The organism is Microbulbifer sp. JSM ZJ756 (assembly GCF_044383805.1).
Classification (GTDB): Bacteria; Pseudomonadota; Gammaproteobacteria; order Pseudomonadales; family Cellvibrionaceae; genus Microbulbifer; species Microbulbifer zhoushanensis.
The window spans coordinates 1-16,558 of the sequence record NZ_JBISER010000008.1 but is presented as its reverse complement, the minus strand read 5'-3'; the positions used below and the strand labels follow the sequence as shown (position 1 = coordinate 16,558).

The following is a 16,558-nucleotide window of genomic DNA, read 5'->3' as shown; positions in this document are numbered from 1 at the left end:
AGGCTTTCGTTTAAGAATATGCATAAATACAAGAATATAGGAATCTTGAAGTAATGTTGCTTAAGTTTTCCAGGGCGAAAAAAACCAGTGACTTGGAGCTTGTTCTTGAGTCTGGTCTGGTATTGGAGGATTGGTATTTCCAGGAGTATCAAGACCTGGATCCAGCGCAGATAAGTGCTGCTGAGCACTACTTGTCAGTTGGCTGGAAAGAAGGGCGTAATCCAAACCCGTATTTCGATACAGAGTGGTACCAAAAGAACATTCAAGAAAAGAACCGTTCAGGCCTTTGTCCGTTACTGGATTATGTTTGGCGAGTAAAAAAGCCAGCTACTTCTTTAGGGCTTTGTGTTGATGCCTACTGCAAAGAAAACCCGGAATCCAAGAAAGATCCTCTCGCGCACTATCTACATAATGGTCTAAAGCAGAAAAGAAATAGCTTTCCGAAGGCTTTATCAGAGCAACAGATTAAGTATGAGTTCGAATATACAGGGTTGTTTGATGCTGAGTGGTATCTAAATTCTCATTCAGACCTTAAAGGGTCTGAGATTGATCCATTCGAGCATTACTGTTTGTTTGGGTGGAAGGAAGGGCGTCGTCCAAACCCGTATTTTGATCCGGTGTGGTACGAAAACAACTGTCCTAGTGGGATGGATGCACTTCCTCCATTATTACATTATGTGAAAGAGGGCTGGAAATTGGCCCGCAGTCCTTCGCGAGACTTTGACGCTGCAAAGTATCTTGAGGATCATCAAGATGTAAGGGCTGCCGGGGTCGACCCCTTAACCCATTATTTAAATTATGGCGTTCATGAGTCGAGGACGTTAAGTCAAGTTCATGAGGTTCCCGGGTGTAGGGAAATCGCGGAAAGCGGTTTGTTCTTAGAGGATTGGTATGAGAATCAATACGAGGATCTCCGCGGGGAAGGTTTGAACCTATGGGAGCATTTTCTCACTTTTGGTGCGCAAGAAGGAAGGAATCCAAATCCATATTTCGACACTAGCTGGTATGTTGAAACATACGGTGAATCTATTCCTGATGATGAGTGTCCATTGCTTTTCTATGCTCGTCAGGGGTGGAAAATGGGGCAAAATCCATCTCCCAAATTTGATGGCACACGTTATCGAGAAGAGTATCTGGGGGGAGCATATGAGGTCGAGCCTCTCAAGCATTTCCTTGCAGAGGGAAAGCAAGGCGGGAACAAAGCGTATGTAGTTAATGCATTGGTTGCATCCACCGGGGGGCGCTTGAAGGTGAATGCGGCGGCGAGCCTGGTAGAAGATGGAGCTTTGCGAGCTCTACTTGACCAAAAGCCAATAGAATTGGATCCCCCGTCTCAGGTTTTTGATAAGACTTGTCTGAATATTCATTGGGTAATGCCAGACTTTGCCCCTGGAGCGGGTGGGCATATGACTATTTTCCGAACAATTCGCTTTTTGGAATTTTTCGGGCATAAAAATACGATCTGGATATTTAACCCGACAATGCATTCTACCGCTGAGAGTGCGTACGATGATATTCTCAAGCATTTCCAGGTTATCCAAGGTGACGTGAATCTTATCGATCAGAACACAGACTTTGGAACAGGGGACATTATCATGGCGACAGACTGGGGGTCAGTCGCTTATGTAAATGCTGCTTCGGGATTTAAACGCAGGTTCTATTTTGTTCAGGATCATGAGCCGGAGTTCTACCCTCAGGGAAGCCTAGCTATCGCGGCTAAGATGACATATGCGAATGATTTAGATTGCATATGTGCCAGTCCTTGGTTGAAAGGGTTAATGGAAGAGCGCTATGGACGATGGGCTAGTGAATTCTGGCTTGCTGTAGATAAAAATATCTATAACGCAAAAGGCAGAAAAGGTTTGCCTGAAGGCAAGGTGAAGATCGCTTTCTACGCGCGTCATTTTACTTCACGTAGAGCCGTTGAACTTGGATTCCTCGCTTTGGAAGCCTTGGCAACAAAAGGTTTGAATTTCGAGGTGCACTGTTTTGGTGCTAATCTCCCCTTTAACGAGGCGCCATTTGAGTGTGTTGACCATGGTGTTTTAACGCCTGGTGAACTGGCGTCTCTATATAGGGAGTGTGATTTAGGCATTGTTTTCTCAGCGACAAACTATTCACTTATTCCACAAGAGATGATGGCTTGCGGATTGCCGTTAATTGAGCTTGATGTAGAAAGCACCAGGGCTATTTTCCCTGAAGACGTTGTGACTCTTGTTTCTCCCAATCCACGACAAATGGCCGAGCAGATCGCGGAAGCCGTGTCAAATCCTCACGCTATGTTCGAGCAGGCCTCTCGCGCTTTGGAGTGGGTTTCTTCATATACATGGGAACAGGCAGCCAAAGATGTCGAGCAGGCCATTTTGACAAGGTTGGATTCGCTCGGTTTTGAAGGGAAAACTGAGGTGGATACCGGCAAGGTACAGATAAAGGCTTCCGTCGTGATTCCGACCTGGAACGGTGGAGAGGTATTTAAAAGGGTAATAACGGCCTTAGAAAACCAGAAAACACCTTGGCCTTACGAGGTGCTTGTGATTGATAGTGGCTCTAAAGATGACACCGTTGAGTTTGTTAAAAGCCGGCGGGGTATCCGGCTGCACCAGATTCACAACTCTGAATTTCAGCATGGCCGGACTAGGAATTTGGGCATTAGTCTGACTGAGGGCGAGTACGTTACTGTTCTGACTCAGGATGCGCTGCCAGCGGACGAGTATTGGCTGTATAACATGGTTGCTCATCTAGAGCATTTCCCGGAAGCTGCTGGCGCATTTGGTAAGCATTTAGCGTGGCCCGAAGCGGACCCTTTTACCAAGCGTGATCTGACTAATCACTTTGCGGCCTTTCTTGATCATCCTATCTGTGTTTCGAAAGAGACAGATCCGGTTAAGTGGGAATCTGGAGACCTGGGTTGGAGGCAGTTCTTGCATTTTTACAGCGATAATAATTCCTGTATGCGTCGCTCTGTTTGGGACAAAATCCCATACCCTGAGGTTAAGTTTGGTGAAGATCAGGCCTGGGCTTGGGAGATTATCAAAGCCGGATTAAGCAAAGTATATGCTTGTCAGTCTGTTGTTTATCATTCCCACGATTTTGATGAGGGCGATGTTGAGAAGCGTGCATTCGAAGAAGCTGAATTTTTTTATCAGTATTTTGGTTATGACATGGTTCAAGGTCCAGACGTTAGCCGCTTAATCGATCAAGCTAATGAACATGATGAGCGATGGGGAGTAGCGAATGGCGTTGATACTTCTCTTATCGGTAAGCGGAAAAAGGCTAACAAGCAAAAAATTTCTGGTTTCCGGAGGGCTTTTCTGAGTGTCCGACCTGATAGCCAATAGGTTGATCATATGTTAACGGCTTTTTAGGCTTTATTGGGAAATGTATATGAATAAAATACTTTATGTTCATATTGGGACAGGGAAGACAGGAACTACTGCATTGCAGGATTTCTTCTTGCTTAACCAGGAGGCGCTGAGGGCGGCAGGAATTAATTACTGTGCGACTGGCCTTGTGAAAAATAATCATCACTTGGTCTGTCGTAATTTTGAGCGCGATAATGAGGCTACGCAGCAGAAAGTCACTGAGAATCTGTTGAAGCTTAATTTTGAGATTCAAGAGTCGAATTGCCCATTTCATCTCATTAGTAGTGAGTATTTTCCGGGAATGACTCGCGAGGAGATTTTAGAGCTTTCTGAGAGCATGGACGCTGAAGTCGTGCCTATTGTTTATTTAAGGCGGCAGGATGAGTTTCTTGAGTCTTGGTATGCTCAGATTGTCAAGGCTTATAATGTTAAATCTGATATTCATAGTTTGATGCATCGTCTTGAGAAAGAAAAGATTCTAGACTACCGGAGCCTAGTGGAAGGTTGGGCTGTTGTTAATTCGGGCGGAATCGTTCGTGTAAGGCCATATGAGAAGGATAGTTTCATAGGTGGCAGTATATTTTCTGATTTTCTTTCGGCTATTGATTCTGGTGTTGGGTTGGAGGCGCTGAAGATTCCTGTGCGTGATCCTAATCCAAGCATCAGGCCTGCTCAAATTAGGATGGGGATGAAATTATATGACTATTGTAGTGAAAAACAAAGAAAGGTTATATTTTCTTCATTCCCGGAGGTCAAAGATTCTTCTCGATTTTTTTTGTCAAGGTCTGAGCGGCAGGATTTGATTGATCGATATTCGAGTATAAACGCTTATGTCGCGAAAAAGTTCCTTGGTAAGGAGTTATTGTTTTTAGAGCTTGATGCTCCTGAAGAAAAAGAGTGTAGTGACTTTTCTTTTTTAGAGGGGTTTGTTCTGACTTTGTTTATGGAGTACCCGGAGTCGTTACAAGAAATTGAGGAGCCGCTCGTTAAATTATTAAAGCTTGAGGCAGGTAACGCCAGGAATGGTGATCTTCAAAGAGCTATGGATTATTTAAAGTTAGCGCTCTTGGTTCGCCCAGATGGTCCGCATATTAGAAATATGTTGAAGTCTTGTATAAATGCTTGATTTGTCATTTTTTATGTTTGTCTGTTAGGCGCTTCTGAAGCGTAAGGCTAATGCGAATTTTTCATGGCTTGTGTGTTCCATGCGAAACAATTAGTAAGTGCAGGGTGGCGTTAACTTTTATTGTGATTAGTATCTTTATTTTATGCAATTATTCCGATACTTTTTCGGTGAGTTTCGTCGCTGGGTAAGCCATCGGCAACAATGTAATTTAACTCCATTGGAAAATAGTATTTCCGTGGGTGGTGGTTGTTACCAGTGTTTAGGTTGTGATCCAGCGTTTCGCGTAGAGCCAGCATCTTCATTATTGCCTCGGGGTTGGTATATGCTAGAGCTTGAGGTGGTGGCAGATACGAAGATTCTTCCTTCCAAGCTCTATGCAGATTACGGTCATGGCTATAGAGAAGTTGAGGGTTTCTCGCTTCCTGTCGAGTCAGGCCGCTTGACCAAGCGGATTTGCTACTTTCCTACTCGAGTCCGGTCCTTGCGTTTTGATCCCACTGATTTTTCAGCGAAGATTGAGGTCGCCCATTTCGTGTTGGCCAAGGTAACCCGCGGCTTTGCGGTGCGTAGAATGTCGCGCAAATTGATAAAATCGGGCATGGTCAATTCTATTCAATTAGCGCGGTCGATGAGCCTGGAAGCTTTGTGGGCAAAATATAACGCGCTGTTTGTTCAGCGTTCGCTTTCTGGATATGAGGCGCAATTGGTGCGGGAGCGCGAGCTGTATTTGCAGTCAAGATCAGCGAGACAGCTAAGTACGCTGTCAGTCAAGCCCTTAATCTCTATTGTTGTTCCGGTTTACAACTGCCCTAGTGGACTACTCAGGGCTTGCCTAGATTCCGTGATGGCGCAATCTTATCCGAATTGGCAGTTATGTATTGCTGACGATGCGTCGACCAATCCACAAGTCGCCCAGACTCTGAATTATTATGTGAAGCAAGATAAGCGTATCCGCTGGGTTAAGCGCGAAGAGAACGGGCATATCTGCGCAGCGAGCAATTCAGCGCTTTCCCTCGCTGAGGGTGATTATGTTGCGCTTCTGGACCACGATGACAGCCTGTTGGAGCATGCCCTTTGGGAAGTGGCCACAGCAATCCAGGACAATCCCTCGGCAGATATTTTCTATTCGGACGAAGACTTTATTGATATGGAGGGCAAGCGCTTTTCTCCTCACTATAAGTCGGACTGGAACCCGGCGCTGCTGCTCTCCCATAATTATATTACCCACCTTGCAGTATTCCGCCGAGAATTGCTTGATCAGGTCGGCGGGTTCCGAGAGGGCGCAGGAGTCGAAGGGGCGCAGGACTATGATCTGCTGCTGCGCTGCACAGAGCATACGGAGGCAGGCAGAATCGTGCATATACCACGGGTGCTTTATCACTGGCGGGCACATGAGGGCTCTACTGCTCTCGGCCCGCAGGAGAAATCGTATACCTCCCTCGCGGGCCAGCGGGCCCTGCAAGATCACTTGGCGCGAAAAGGCATAAAAGCTGAGGTAAGGGAAACTGAGGATGACAACCTTTACCGCGTGGATTACCACCTTGAGGGAGAACCACTGGTAAGCCTGCTGATCCCTACCCGGGATGCCCTTGATGTGGTTGGCCCCTGTGTCGAATCAATCCTAGCACGATCCAGTTATCACAATTTTGAGGTGATGATACTGGATAATGGCAGCGTCGAATCTGAAACTCTGGAGTGGTTCGAGCATATCACCGCAGCAGATTCGCGGATTCGGGTACTGCGCTACGATGCACCGTTCAACTATTCCGCCATCAACAACTTCGGTGCCGCTCACGCCAGGGGCGAAATTCTCGGTCTGGTAAATAACGACGTGGAAGTAATTACACCTGGCTGGATTGAGGAGCTGGTCTCACTGGCTCAGCGGCCTGAAAATGGCTGTATCGGTGCCCTGCTTTATTATCCGGATGATACCGTTCAGCACGCGGGTGTAATCCTGGGCCTGGGGGGCTATGCCGCTCACTCACACCGGGGCTCACCCCGGGGCAGCCCGGGTTATTTCAACCGGCTGAAAGTGCGACAGAACCTGAGCGCGGTTACTGGTGCCTGCCTGTTTGTACGCAAGGCGGTATATGACCAGGTCGGCGGGTTGGATGAGGCTTATACCGTGGCCTACAACGACGTGGACTTCTGCCTGCGGGTTCAGGAAGCCGGATATCTCAATGTCTTCACTCCGGTTGCCGAGCTGTATCATCACGAGAGCAAGACACGGGGGCAGGAAGACACCCCCGAGAAAATTGCCCGTTTTGACCAGGAGAAGGCCCGCCTGGCTGACCGCTGGGGCGCGCTCCTCCGGCGGGATCCCTTTTATAATCCCAACCTGACCCATGCCCGCGAGGATTTCTCCCTGGCGGGACAAAATGAGCTCGCAGTATCCGAGGCTGCCGTAGTATGAAATTTTTTGGGCGCGCCGCAAGTTCGGCGCTACAGCCGCTTTCTGACGAAGCTCCTGCACTTGAGGGTGCCATCGACAATCAGTGGGGCCCGGTGGTCCGCGGCTGGGCTAGAGTGGCAGACAGTGATGAGCCTGCGCTGGTTGTGATCCACGCCGAGGGTGAGCTCTACTACGCATTGGCTTCGGAGCCCCGGGAAGACCTGCGGGCGCGGGGCATTCACCCCACAGGAGAGTGCGGATTCTCAATGAACCTGGGCCGCAGGCTGAAAGCACCGGCAGAGGTCTCTGTATATGCCAATGTGGGCGCGATTACCCCCAGCCGCCCGGCGTTTGTGAACAAGCCCATTTTCTTCATGCATATCGCCAAGACGGCGGGCAGCTCGGTTAATGAATTCTTTATTGATCACTTTGGGCATAAAAGCGCTGCCATGCATATTGAGGCGGAGGAGGATCCTGTGTCGCTTGGGAAGCACCAGTTTATTTCGGGGCATATCAGTCTTGAGCGTTTTGAGCGGGATTTTGATCGATCACGTTACTACACAGCGACAATCGTCAGGGAGCCGGTGCGGCAACTGGTGTCGCACCTGAACTGGGTACGCCACCTGTCGGAGCCAGAGCGGGCAGAGTTTCTATCCGGACATCCGAAGATTGTTCAGGAAATCTCGGCTCGGTTGCAGGCGCTGGAATTTTCGGATTCGGAAGCAATGACAGGGTTTGTGGAGTCGTTGCGCCCAGCGGAGAGGCCGTTGTTTGATAATTGCCAGTGCCGGTATTTTCACAGTATCCCGGCGGCTAAGGCTTATGATGAAGCCGCATTTCACCAGGCTTGCTTGGGGCTAGAACAGTTTGATTTCGTCGGTCTCACAGAAGACTTCGAGCCCGCCATGCGTTTCCTCAGCGCCAAGGCGGGTATTCTTAAACCCTGGCATGAGGCACCCAAGGTCAACGTGAACAAGTTTGATTATGGGTTTGATTTCGCCAATCCCGAGCTTATGGCGGCCATTGAACCGTTGGTGCGTTTCGATAAGGCTCTTTACCATAAGGCGCAAGAGATTAGTGAGCGGTTGTTGCACACCGGTCTCGAGACGTTTTGAACTTGATCGGAAATATGCGCCTGGGAATGTTCCGAAGCTTGACCTGCTGTGTGCCCAAGATACTGGAGCCGATAGACTCTGGTGGTAGCGCCCCGGAGCGTGGTGAGCGAAGCTATCGGGTCGCCTGGCAAGGTCGCCTGCCACGCCGCGGCTGGTATATGTTGGAGTTCGCTGCGGATTTTACAGGTAGAGCCGCCAACCTTACCCTGCACGTGGATTGTGGCGCGGGGACGGACCCGGCGTTGTCGGTTTCCCTGCCGGTAAAGCGTGGCAGGGTGGCCAAGCGTGTCTGTTACTTTCCGGAGCCGGTGCGGGAGCTCATGCTGGAGGTCAGCATCGCCCCTGACGGCCAGCCGGTGCCTGTCGCTGCCGCGCCGAAAATCAGCCACTGTTGCCTTGCGTGGCTGGCCCCACACTTTGCGCGGGATCGTATCTGCCAGCGTCTGGCGAATATGCACCATCGTTACCGGGGGCTGGAGCGCCGGGCCGTAGTGGAATCCCTGCGAGGGGAGGCCGCTGAGCAGGGGCGTACCAGGCGGGCTGTTGCGCTCTCGCGCTATGCGGAAACCTTCCACAAACGGCGGCCCGATGCAGGCTACCAGCCGTGGCTGGCACAGGTTGAGGCCGAGAGTCTGCCGCGCCCCAGTGAGGTTGCCGACTACCTCGCCACGCTGGCCATGCCTACTCAGTTTCTTTTCCACCTGCACTTGCCTGCTACCGAAGCACTGGACTGGCGTGCATTACAGTCTCTGCGGCAGCAGTCCTACCCCCATTGGCGCCTGGTGGTCACGGCGGAGGTGGATGTGCCGGCAGCAGTGCAGCCAGAGCTGGAACAGATTGCTGCTGCTGAAGAGCGTATCAGTATTTTGCCTGGCGATACCCGGCTTGGCGATTTACTGGAGGCGGAGCGTGGCGACTTTATCGCATCCTTGCCATATACCGGTCGCCTCGCGCAGCATGCCCTTTACTATATCGTCCACGAGATTGAACAGAAACCCAATGGAAAGTTGGTGTATAGCGACGCCGATTCCCTGAATCGTGTGGGTGGGCGAGAGGAACCACTGTTCAAGCCTGGCTGGAACCCCGACCTGCTGTTGGCCTACAACTATATCGGTAACGTCTGTCTCTTCCGCCGGCAAGTTCTCGATGCTGGTCGATCAATGCCACTACGTTCATTGAGTGACGAAGTTTATCGCATGTTGTTGGAAGTCCGGGAACGCCTTGAGCAGGAAGAGGTTGTGCATGTGCCCCGCGTGCTTTACCACCAGAAACCTCTCTCGGAAGCTGCTTTGGCTGCACGCTATCGCGCCGAGAAGGAGGCCCTGGCAGATCATCTGGAAACACAGTTACCAGGGGCCCGCATGGAAGTCGGGCAGGTTAACCAGAATTTTATGGACTCCGCGACGATGGTGCGCTGCCGCCTGCCCATCCCTGCGCCGTCGCCCCTGGTCAGTCTGCTGGTGCCGACCCGGGACGGCATTGAGTTCCTGCGTCTTTGTTTGGACTCGATCCTTGCGCTGACGGATTACCCCAACTTCGAGGTGCTGGTACTCGACAACCAGAGCCGTTGCCGGGAGACGTTGGATTACCTTCAGGAGGTTGTGGCGGATCCTCGGGTCCGGGTGGTTCGCTGGGATTACCCGTTTAATTACTCTGCCATCAATAACTTTGGTGCGCAGGCTGCCCGGGGGGAGATCCTTGGGTTAATCAACAATGATATTGAAGTCATCTCGGCTGACTGGCTCACTGAGATGGTTTCCCATGCCTGCAGGCCAGAGATAGGCTGCGTTGGCGCCAAGCTGTATTATGCCAATGACACGGTTCAGCATGGAGGGGTAATTCTTGGCATTGGCGGCACCGCCGGGCATAGCCACAAGTATGCGCGCCGGGACGAGCCCGGTTATATGGGGCGGTTGCAAGTGGTCCAGAACCTGTCGGCGGTAACCGGGGCATGCCTGCTGTTGCGCAAGTCGATATTCGACGAGGTCGGTGGGCTCGATGAGGAGAACCTTGCGGTTGCCTACAACGACGTGGATCTTTGCCTGAAGGTCCGTGAAGCAGGCTACCGCAACCTGTGGACCCCGTATGCCGAGCTTTATCACCATGAATCCCTGTCGCGGGGTGCGGATGACACCTTCCGCAAGCGCCGCCGCGCCCAGCGTGAGGCGGAGTACATGCGCAAGCGCTGGGGGCAGGCACTGGACTCGGATCCGGCATACAATCCCAACCTGACACTGATATATGAAGATTTCTCACTGAAGTAGTGCGGTGTTGGCTATAAGTCGATAGCGCTAAGTACTTTGGGCAATGTCGACAGATTTGGCATAATTGCTTGAACTAGCCGAGTGTTTAAACAATAGCCATCCACCCGAATCGCAGACCGGCGCAATAACTTATGACACTGACCCAAATCGTTGTTGCCGGTATCTTCCTTGTGGTGATCAGTTCCCTGATCTTTACCCGTATCCGGCCGTCGCTTGTGTTCGCCACGGCAGCTGCGGTGTGCTTCCTGACCGGCCTGGTGCCGGCGGAATCTGTGCTGCAGAAGGCGGTGAACCCGGGCCTGGTTACGCTGGTGGCCCTGATTCTGGCTTCCATCGGCCTGGAGAAAGCGCGCTGGCTGCGGGCCATCTCTGATGGGCTGATCAATGGTTCCCTGAAGGGCAGCCTGGTACGCCTGACCGGGGTCACGGCGCTGAGTTCGGCGTTCCTGAATAATACGGCGGTGGTGGCAGCGCTGGCCTCCAGTGTGCGGTCGCAGCGCCGCTACCCGCCCGCCAAGCTGCTGCTGCCTCTTTCCTACGCCGCCATACTGGGTGGTACGCTTACCCTGATCGGGACTTCCACCAACCTGATTGTGAACAGCTTTGTGCTGGACCGGGGCCTGCCCGGGCTGGATTTTTTTGCCTTCTTGCCAGTAGGTTTGGCCGCCACCCTGGTGGGCCTGGCGGTGCTGCTGCTGAGTAATCGCCTGCTGCCGGAAGGCAGGGTGGCCAGTGAGCCGGTGATGGAGTACCTGCTGGAAGCCAAGGTGATCGAGGATTCGCCGCTGCATGGCCATACCGTGGAGCAGAACAAGTTGCGCCAGCTGGAGACCCTGTACCTGGTGGAGATTGTGCGCGGTGGCACGGTGATCAGCCCGGTGGCCCCTACGGAGATCATCCGCAGCGGCGACAAGCTGATTTTCAGTGGCGATGTAAAAGACCTGGGGCGGCTGCAGGATATCCAGGGCCTCAAGGTGTTTGCCCTGGAAGATGAACAGCTGAAAATGAATCTGACCGAGGTGGTGCTCACACCCAACTCCAGTATTCTGGGTGAGTCCCTCAAGAGCTGCCAGTTCCGGACCCGCTTCGATGCCGCCGTGGTGGCGATGCGCCGCGGCGGTGAGCGCCTCTCCGGCAAGCTGGGGGAAATCGAGTTGCGCGCGGGTGATGCACTGCTGCTGGCGGTGGGGCCCGACTGGAAGCATCACCGCAATATCGACAAGAACTTTTATGTGATCAGCGGTGGCAAGGTGCAGCGGCAGCTGTCGCGGCGCGATAGCTGGCTGCTGGGCTTTGGCTTTGCTGCCGTGGTGGCCGGCGCGGCGCTGGGCTATTTCTCGCTGTTGAAAGGTTTGGTGGTTTTGCTCGGGGGCATGATCAGCCTGAATATTGTTTCCACCACCGAGTTGCAGCGCCGCTTCCCGTTCCAGATCTGGCTGATTATCGCCAGTGCGCTGGTGCTGGCGGAGGCGTTTTCCGGCAGCGGACTGGCGGATGGGCTGGCCTTGGCCCTGCGGGGGACCGTGGCGGATGCCGGGCCCTATGTGGGCCTGGTTGGGGTTTTCTTCCTCACCCTGGCGCTGACCGAGCTGATGACCAATAACGCCGCCGCGGCGCTGGCGTTCCCGCTGGCGTGGAGCCTGGCGGAGAGCTTCGGCGTCAGTTGGATGCCGTTTGTGATGGCGGTGGCCTATGGGGCCAGTGCCAGCTTCCTGACCCCTTTCGGTTACCAGACCAACCTGATGGTGCAGAACCTGGGTGGGTATCACCTGCGGGACTTCCTGCGTGCGGGTTTGCCGTTGACCGTTGCTTATTCGGTTACGGTACTGGTGTTGTTGCCGCTGGTATTCCCCTTTAGCGGTTAGGTCCCTGATTGTTGTAGGGGCGGATCCTGTGTCCGCCCATTCCCGGTTCTGGGGCCTGGGCGCGCACAAGGTGCGCCCCTACGGGGTGATGATAAAGATAAGCTCGCTGCAGGAGCGGCTAATGGCCGCGACTGGAGTTCTGGTAGCGGGGCGGCTAGGTCGCGGCCAGCGGCCGCTCCTACGGGGAGAGTGGAAAGAATAGAATCCCGGGTTCTTTTGGTATTCCCGTTTAGCGGTTGAGGTTCCAGGGTTCTGTAGGGGCGGATCTTGTATCCGCCCATTCTCGGTTCTGGGGCCTGGGCGCACACAAGGTGCGCCCCTACGGGGTGATGATAAAGATAAGCTCGCTGCAGGAGTGGCTAATGGCCGCGACTGGAGTTCTGGTAGCGGGGCGGTTAGGTCGCGGCCAGCGGCCGCTCCTACGGGGAGAGTGGAAAGAATAGAATCCCGGGTTCGTCTGGTATTTCCGTTTAGCGGTTGAGGTTCCAGGGTTCTGTAGGGGCGGATCCTGTGTCCGCCCATTCTCGGTTCTGGGGCCTGGGCGCACACAAGGTGCGCCCCTACGGGGTGATGATAAAGATAAGCTCGCTGCAGGAGTGGCTAATGGCCGCGACTGGAGTTCTGGTAGCGGGGCGGTTAGGTCGCGGCCAGCGGCCGCTCCTACGGGGAGAGTGGAAAGAATAGAATCCCGGGTTCGTCTGGTATTCCCGTTTAGCGGTTGAGGTTCCAGGGTTCTGTAGGGGCGGATCTTGTGTCCGCCCATTCTTGGTTCTGGGGCCTGGGCGCACACAAGGTGCGCCCCTACGGGGTGATGATAAGAGATAAGCTCGCTGTAGGAGCGGCCCATGGCCGCGATTGGAGTTCTGGTAGTGCGGGGCGGTTGGGTCGCGGCCAGCGGCCGCGATGGGTTGTGATCGGACTATGATGTCGCGGCCATGGGCCGCTCCTACAGAATGTGAATCAATAATAATATTGGGGAAGTGCTTTTTGCCGGGGGATAAGCGTTGCTTTGTGGTGGAAGAGGGGGAGAACCCGTCCACCGATTATTTCGTGATGCCCTTCCTGCGGGAGCAGGGCTACACGCCCCTGCGCCGGACTTTTTCCCAGTTGCCCACAGCGGGTGAACTGCAGGGGGCGACGGTGGTGTTTGTGCGCTACCTGCCCGGGCCCTGGCGCGCACTGGTCACGCAGCACCGGGCCGCCATCGCCGGGCTCTACCTGTTTATGGACGATGACCTGTTCGACTGGCGGGCCTTTATCGGCATGCCGCTGCGTTACCAGGCCAAGCTGTTGCGCCTTACCTGGCGTCACCGAGGCTGGCTAAGGTCACAGGGCGCAAAGTTGCTGGTTTCCACTCCCTACCTGCAATCGAAATATGCCCACTGGCAGCCGCAGCTGCTGCCGGCCCGGCCGCCGGAACTCATGTTGGCCGGGGCGGCAACCGCTGAATCCCCCCCGGTTATGACAGTTTTCTACCACGGTTCCGCCTCCCACGGTGCCGACCTGCGCTGGTTGCGGCCCGTAATTGCCGAGGTATTGGAACGCAATGAGAAGCTGGTGTTCGAGGTGATCGGCAATGCGGCGCTCAACCGGCTGTTCCGCGGCCTGCCGCGGGTCCACGTATTGCACCCGATGAAATGGCCCACCTATCGCGCCCTGGTACAGCGGCCGGGCCGTACCATTGGCCTGGCGCCGCTATTGGATAACCGTTTCAACCGTGCCCGCGCCCACACCAAGTTTTTTGATATCACCCTGGCCGGCGCGGTGGGCGTGTATGCCCGGGGCGATATTTACGGCGATATTGTCCGCGACGGGGACAATGGCCTGCTGGTGCCCATGGAGCAGGGGGCCTGGGTGGAGGCGATCCTGCGCCTGGCGGATGATGCTGCCCTGCGTCAGCGGTTGCTGGAGGGGGCTCGGGCATGCCTGTAGTCGGTTACTGCTCACCGGGTATTTGCCGGATTCGGCACCTGGATACATTGCTTGAGGCACCCGCGCGGTTTTTCTTCCAGCGGCCGGGCAGGGATGTCACTCATATTGCCGGCTGGGGCCTGAAGCCCACGGCGAAAAAGGCCCGGCGCATTGCCGCTGCCCGCGACCTGCCCTATATCAGTCTGGAAGACGGCTTCTTGCGCTCGCTGGAGCTGGGTGTGAGTGGGGCACCAGCCCACAGTATGGTGGTGGACCACAGCGGTATTTATTACGACGCCACCCGCCCCAGTGACCTGGAAACCCTGGTTCGCGACGCGGACTTCAGCGAAAGTGAAATCGAGCGGGCGCGCGAGTGTATGTCGCTGTTACGCCGCTACCGATTATCCAAGTATAACCGCGCCCCGGATATGCCACTGCAATGGCCCGATCGCCAGCGGGTACTGGTGGTGGACCAGACCCTGGGGGATGCGGCGGTGACATTCGGCGGGGCCAGTGCCGACAGTTTCCGGCAGATGCTGGAGGCGGCCATTGCCGAGCATCCGGAGTCTGAGGTGTGCGTAAAGGTGCACCCGGATGTCATCGCCGGCAAGAAGCGCGGTTACCTGCTGGCACTGGCACGGGAATGCGGTTGCCGTGTACTGGCCGAGGATATTTCGCCCTGGGCGGTGCTGGACGCGGTGGACGAAGTTTATGTGGTGACCAGCCAGATGGGGTTCGACGCCCTGCTGGCGGGCAAAAAAGTGCACTGCTTCGGCCTGCCTTTTTATACCGGCTGGGGGCTGACGGAAGACCGGCAGCACTGCGAGCGCCGGGGTGTGCCGCGCAGCCTGGAGCAGGTGTTCTGCGCGGCCTACCTGCGTTACAGCCGCTATATCAACCCCTATACCGGTGAGCGCTGTGAACTCGAGGACACCATTGCGCTATTGGCAGAGCAGAAACGCCAGCGGGCGCGGCTGGGGGATTGCTGGCTGGGGCTGGGTTTCTCGCCGTGGAAAAGGCGCTTTGTGCCGGATTTCCTGGGGCGGCCCAGCACACTGGAGTTTGCCCCTGCGCGGCCGGCGGCGGTGCGGGCACGGCAGGGGGCCAGCCAAACTCGCGTAGCGGCGTGGGCCAGTGGGCTGGCACCGTCATTGGTGCGCGCATGTAAAGATGCGGGCATGCCGCTGTGGCGGATGGAAGATGGCTTCCTGCGCTCGGTGGGGCTGGGGGCCGACCTGGTCCGGCCCCTGTCACTGGTGCTGGATGCGCGGGGCATTTATTACGATGCCCGGGCTGCCAGTGACCTGGAGGCAATCCTGGCGGAAACAGAATTCGACCGGGCCCTGCTAGCGCGCGCCTGTGCCCTGCGCGAGTCACTGGTAAGCGCGCGGCTCAGTAAATACAACGTGGGCCAGGCTGGGAAGTTAACGGACCTCGGCGCGGCACCCGGGCAGCGAGTACTGCTGGTGCCGGGGCAGGTGGAAACCGATGCGTCCATTGCCGGTGGCTCGCCGCTGCTGAAAACCAATGAAGAATTGCTGCGCGCTGTGCGTGCGCTCAACCCCGATGCATTTATTGTCTACAAGCCCCACCCGGATGTGGTGGCCGGCGCCCGCAGGGGTGCCGTTACGGCAACGGAATTGTGGGACCGGCAGATTACCGATGCTGCCATGCCGCAATTGTTGGAGCAGGTGGATGAGGTGCATACCCTCTGCTCCCTGAGCGGCTTTGAAGCACTACTGCGCGGGCGCAAAGTGGTCACTTACGGACTGCCATTTTATGCGGGCTGGGGGGTGAGTGAGGACCTGCTTCTGGATCCGGTAGCCAGGGATAAACTCCAGTCTGTGGCCGACGCGCGGGCCGGGCAGTTTGATCCCGCACCCGTGCTGGCAAGGCGGGGGCGAACCCTGGAGATTGATCAGCTGGTGGCCGGTGTGTTGCTGCTGTACCCGGTGTATTGCGATCCGCACACGGGCGAGCTGGTGAATGCCGAGACGGCAGTACGCCTGTTGCAGCAACAACGCGAGCGACCAGCGCCATCGGGCCCGTTGGCCATCGGGCGCCGGTTATTTCGCCTTTACCGCAATGCATTCTTGCGCCGGTAGCATCCAGAAATATCTCATGATGTCTGTAGGAGCGGCCCATGGCCGCGATCTGGTGGGATTGGCGATTTGGGATCGCGGCCAGCGGCCGCTCCTACGAGTTGTGGGGTTTAAACCTTGTTGCGAGGTGTGCGCTGTGCGGTGTGTGAGCACTACCCGCCCGGGATTCCCAGGTTCCTCTTGTTGTAGGAGCGGCCCATGGCCGCGACCTGGTGGGACTGGCGATTCGGGATCGCGGCCATGGGCCGCTCCTACGGAGGTGGGGTTTAAATCTTGTTGCAGGGTATGTGCTGTGCGGTATGTGAGCGCTACCCGCCCCGGGATTTCCCGGTTCCATTTGTTGTAGGAGCGGCCGCTGGCCGCGACCTGGTGGGGCTGGCGATTCGGGATCGCGGCCATGGGCCGCTCCTACGGGGGTGGG

At 55.3% G+C, this 16,558-nt stretch carries 8 protein-coding genes; all 8 read left to right on the top strand.

The window, feature by feature from the left end:
- The first annotated feature begins 53 nt into the window (after nt 1–53).
- The 8 genes from ACH6CX_RS13285 (at nt 54) to ACH6CX_RS13250 (ending at nt 16,140) form a co-directional block, all read left to right on the top strand.
- The gene (locus tag ACH6CX_RS13285; RefSeq protein ID WP_396675545.1) at nt 54–3,338 is read left to right on the top strand and encodes a glycosyltransferase; all 3,285 of its coding nucleotides are present in this window, start codon (nt 54–56) and stop codon (nt 3,336–3,338) included.
- A gap of 46 nt (nt 3,339–3,384) precedes the next feature.
- The gene (locus tag ACH6CX_RS13280; RefSeq protein ID WP_396675544.1) at nt 3,385–4,488 is read left to right on the top strand and encodes a hypothetical protein; all 1,104 of its coding nucleotides are present in this window, start codon (nt 3,385–3,387) and stop codon (nt 4,486–4,488) included.
- Nucleotides 4,489–4,810: 322 nt separating this feature from the next.
- Complete coding sequence (locus ACH6CX_RS13275; protein ID WP_396675543.1) at nt 4,811–6,901, top strand: glycosyltransferase; 2,091 nt, start codon at nt 4,811–4,813, stop codon at nt 6,899–6,901.
- Complete coding sequence (locus tag ACH6CX_RS13270; protein ID WP_396675542.1) at nt 6,898–7,995, top strand: hypothetical protein; 1,098 nt, start codon at nt 6,898–6,900, stop codon at nt 7,993–7,995. The genes ACH6CX_RS13275 and ACH6CX_RS13270 overlap by 4 nt, the downstream gene beginning before the upstream one ends.
- A gap of 26 nt (nt 7,996–8,021) precedes the next feature.
- Nucleotides 8,022–10,259, top strand: a complete 2,238-nt coding sequence (locus ACH6CX_RS13265; RefSeq protein WP_396675541.1) for a glycosyltransferase — start codon at nt 8,022–8,024, stop codon at nt 10,257–10,259.
- A 131-nt stretch (nt 10,260–10,390) separates the two neighbouring features.
- Nucleotides 10,391–12,124, top strand: coding sequence for an SLC13 family permease (locus tag ACH6CX_RS13260; protein ID WP_396675540.1), 1,734 nt, complete (start codon nt 10,391–10,393; stop codon nt 12,122–12,124).
- Nucleotides 12,125–13,111: 987 nt separating this feature from the next.
- Nucleotides 13,112–14,056: a glycosyltransferase family 1 protein gene (locus ACH6CX_RS13255; protein WP_396675539.1), complete on the top strand. Its 945-nt coding sequence runs from the start codon at nt 13,112–13,114 to the stop codon at nt 14,054–14,056.
- Nucleotides 14,047–16,140 carry a capsular polysaccharide biosynthesis protein gene (locus tag ACH6CX_RS13250; RefSeq protein WP_396675538.1) on the top strand — a complete coding sequence of 698 codons (2,094 nt, stop codon included), beginning with the start codon at nt 14,047–14,049 and terminating at the stop codon, nt 16,138–16,140. The genes ACH6CX_RS13255 and ACH6CX_RS13250 overlap by 10 nt, the downstream gene beginning before the upstream one ends.
- Nucleotides 16,141–16,558: the final 418 nt, after the last annotated feature.

Bases quoted from the DNA above. Each gene is read 5' to 3' on its own strand.
- ACH6CX_RS13285 (WP_396675545.1), top strand. From the start codon at position 54: ATGTTGCTTAAGTTTTCCAGGGCGAAAAAAACCAGTGACTTGGAGCTT.
- ACH6CX_RS13280 (WP_396675544.1), top strand. From the start codon at position 3,385: ATGAATAAAATACTTTATGTTCATATTGGGACAGGGAAGACAGGAACT.
- ACH6CX_RS13275 (WP_396675543.1), top strand. From the start codon at position 4,811: ATGCTAGAGCTTGAGGTGGTGGCAGATACGAAGATTCTTCCTTCCAAG.
- ACH6CX_RS13270 (WP_396675542.1), top strand. From the start codon at position 6,898: ATGAAATTTTTTGGGCGCGCCGCAAGTTCGGCGCTACAGCCGCTTTCT.
- ACH6CX_RS13265 (WP_396675541.1), top strand. From the start codon at position 8,022: ATGTTCCGAAGCTTGACCTGCTGTGTGCCCAAGATACTGGAGCCGATA.
- ACH6CX_RS13260 (WP_396675540.1), top strand. From the start codon at position 10,391: ATGACACTGACCCAAATCGTTGTTGCCGGTATCTTCCTTGTGGTGATC.
- ACH6CX_RS13250 (WP_396675538.1), top strand. From the start codon at position 14,047: ATGCCTGTAGTCGGTTACTGCTCACCGGGTATTTGCCGGATTCGGCAC.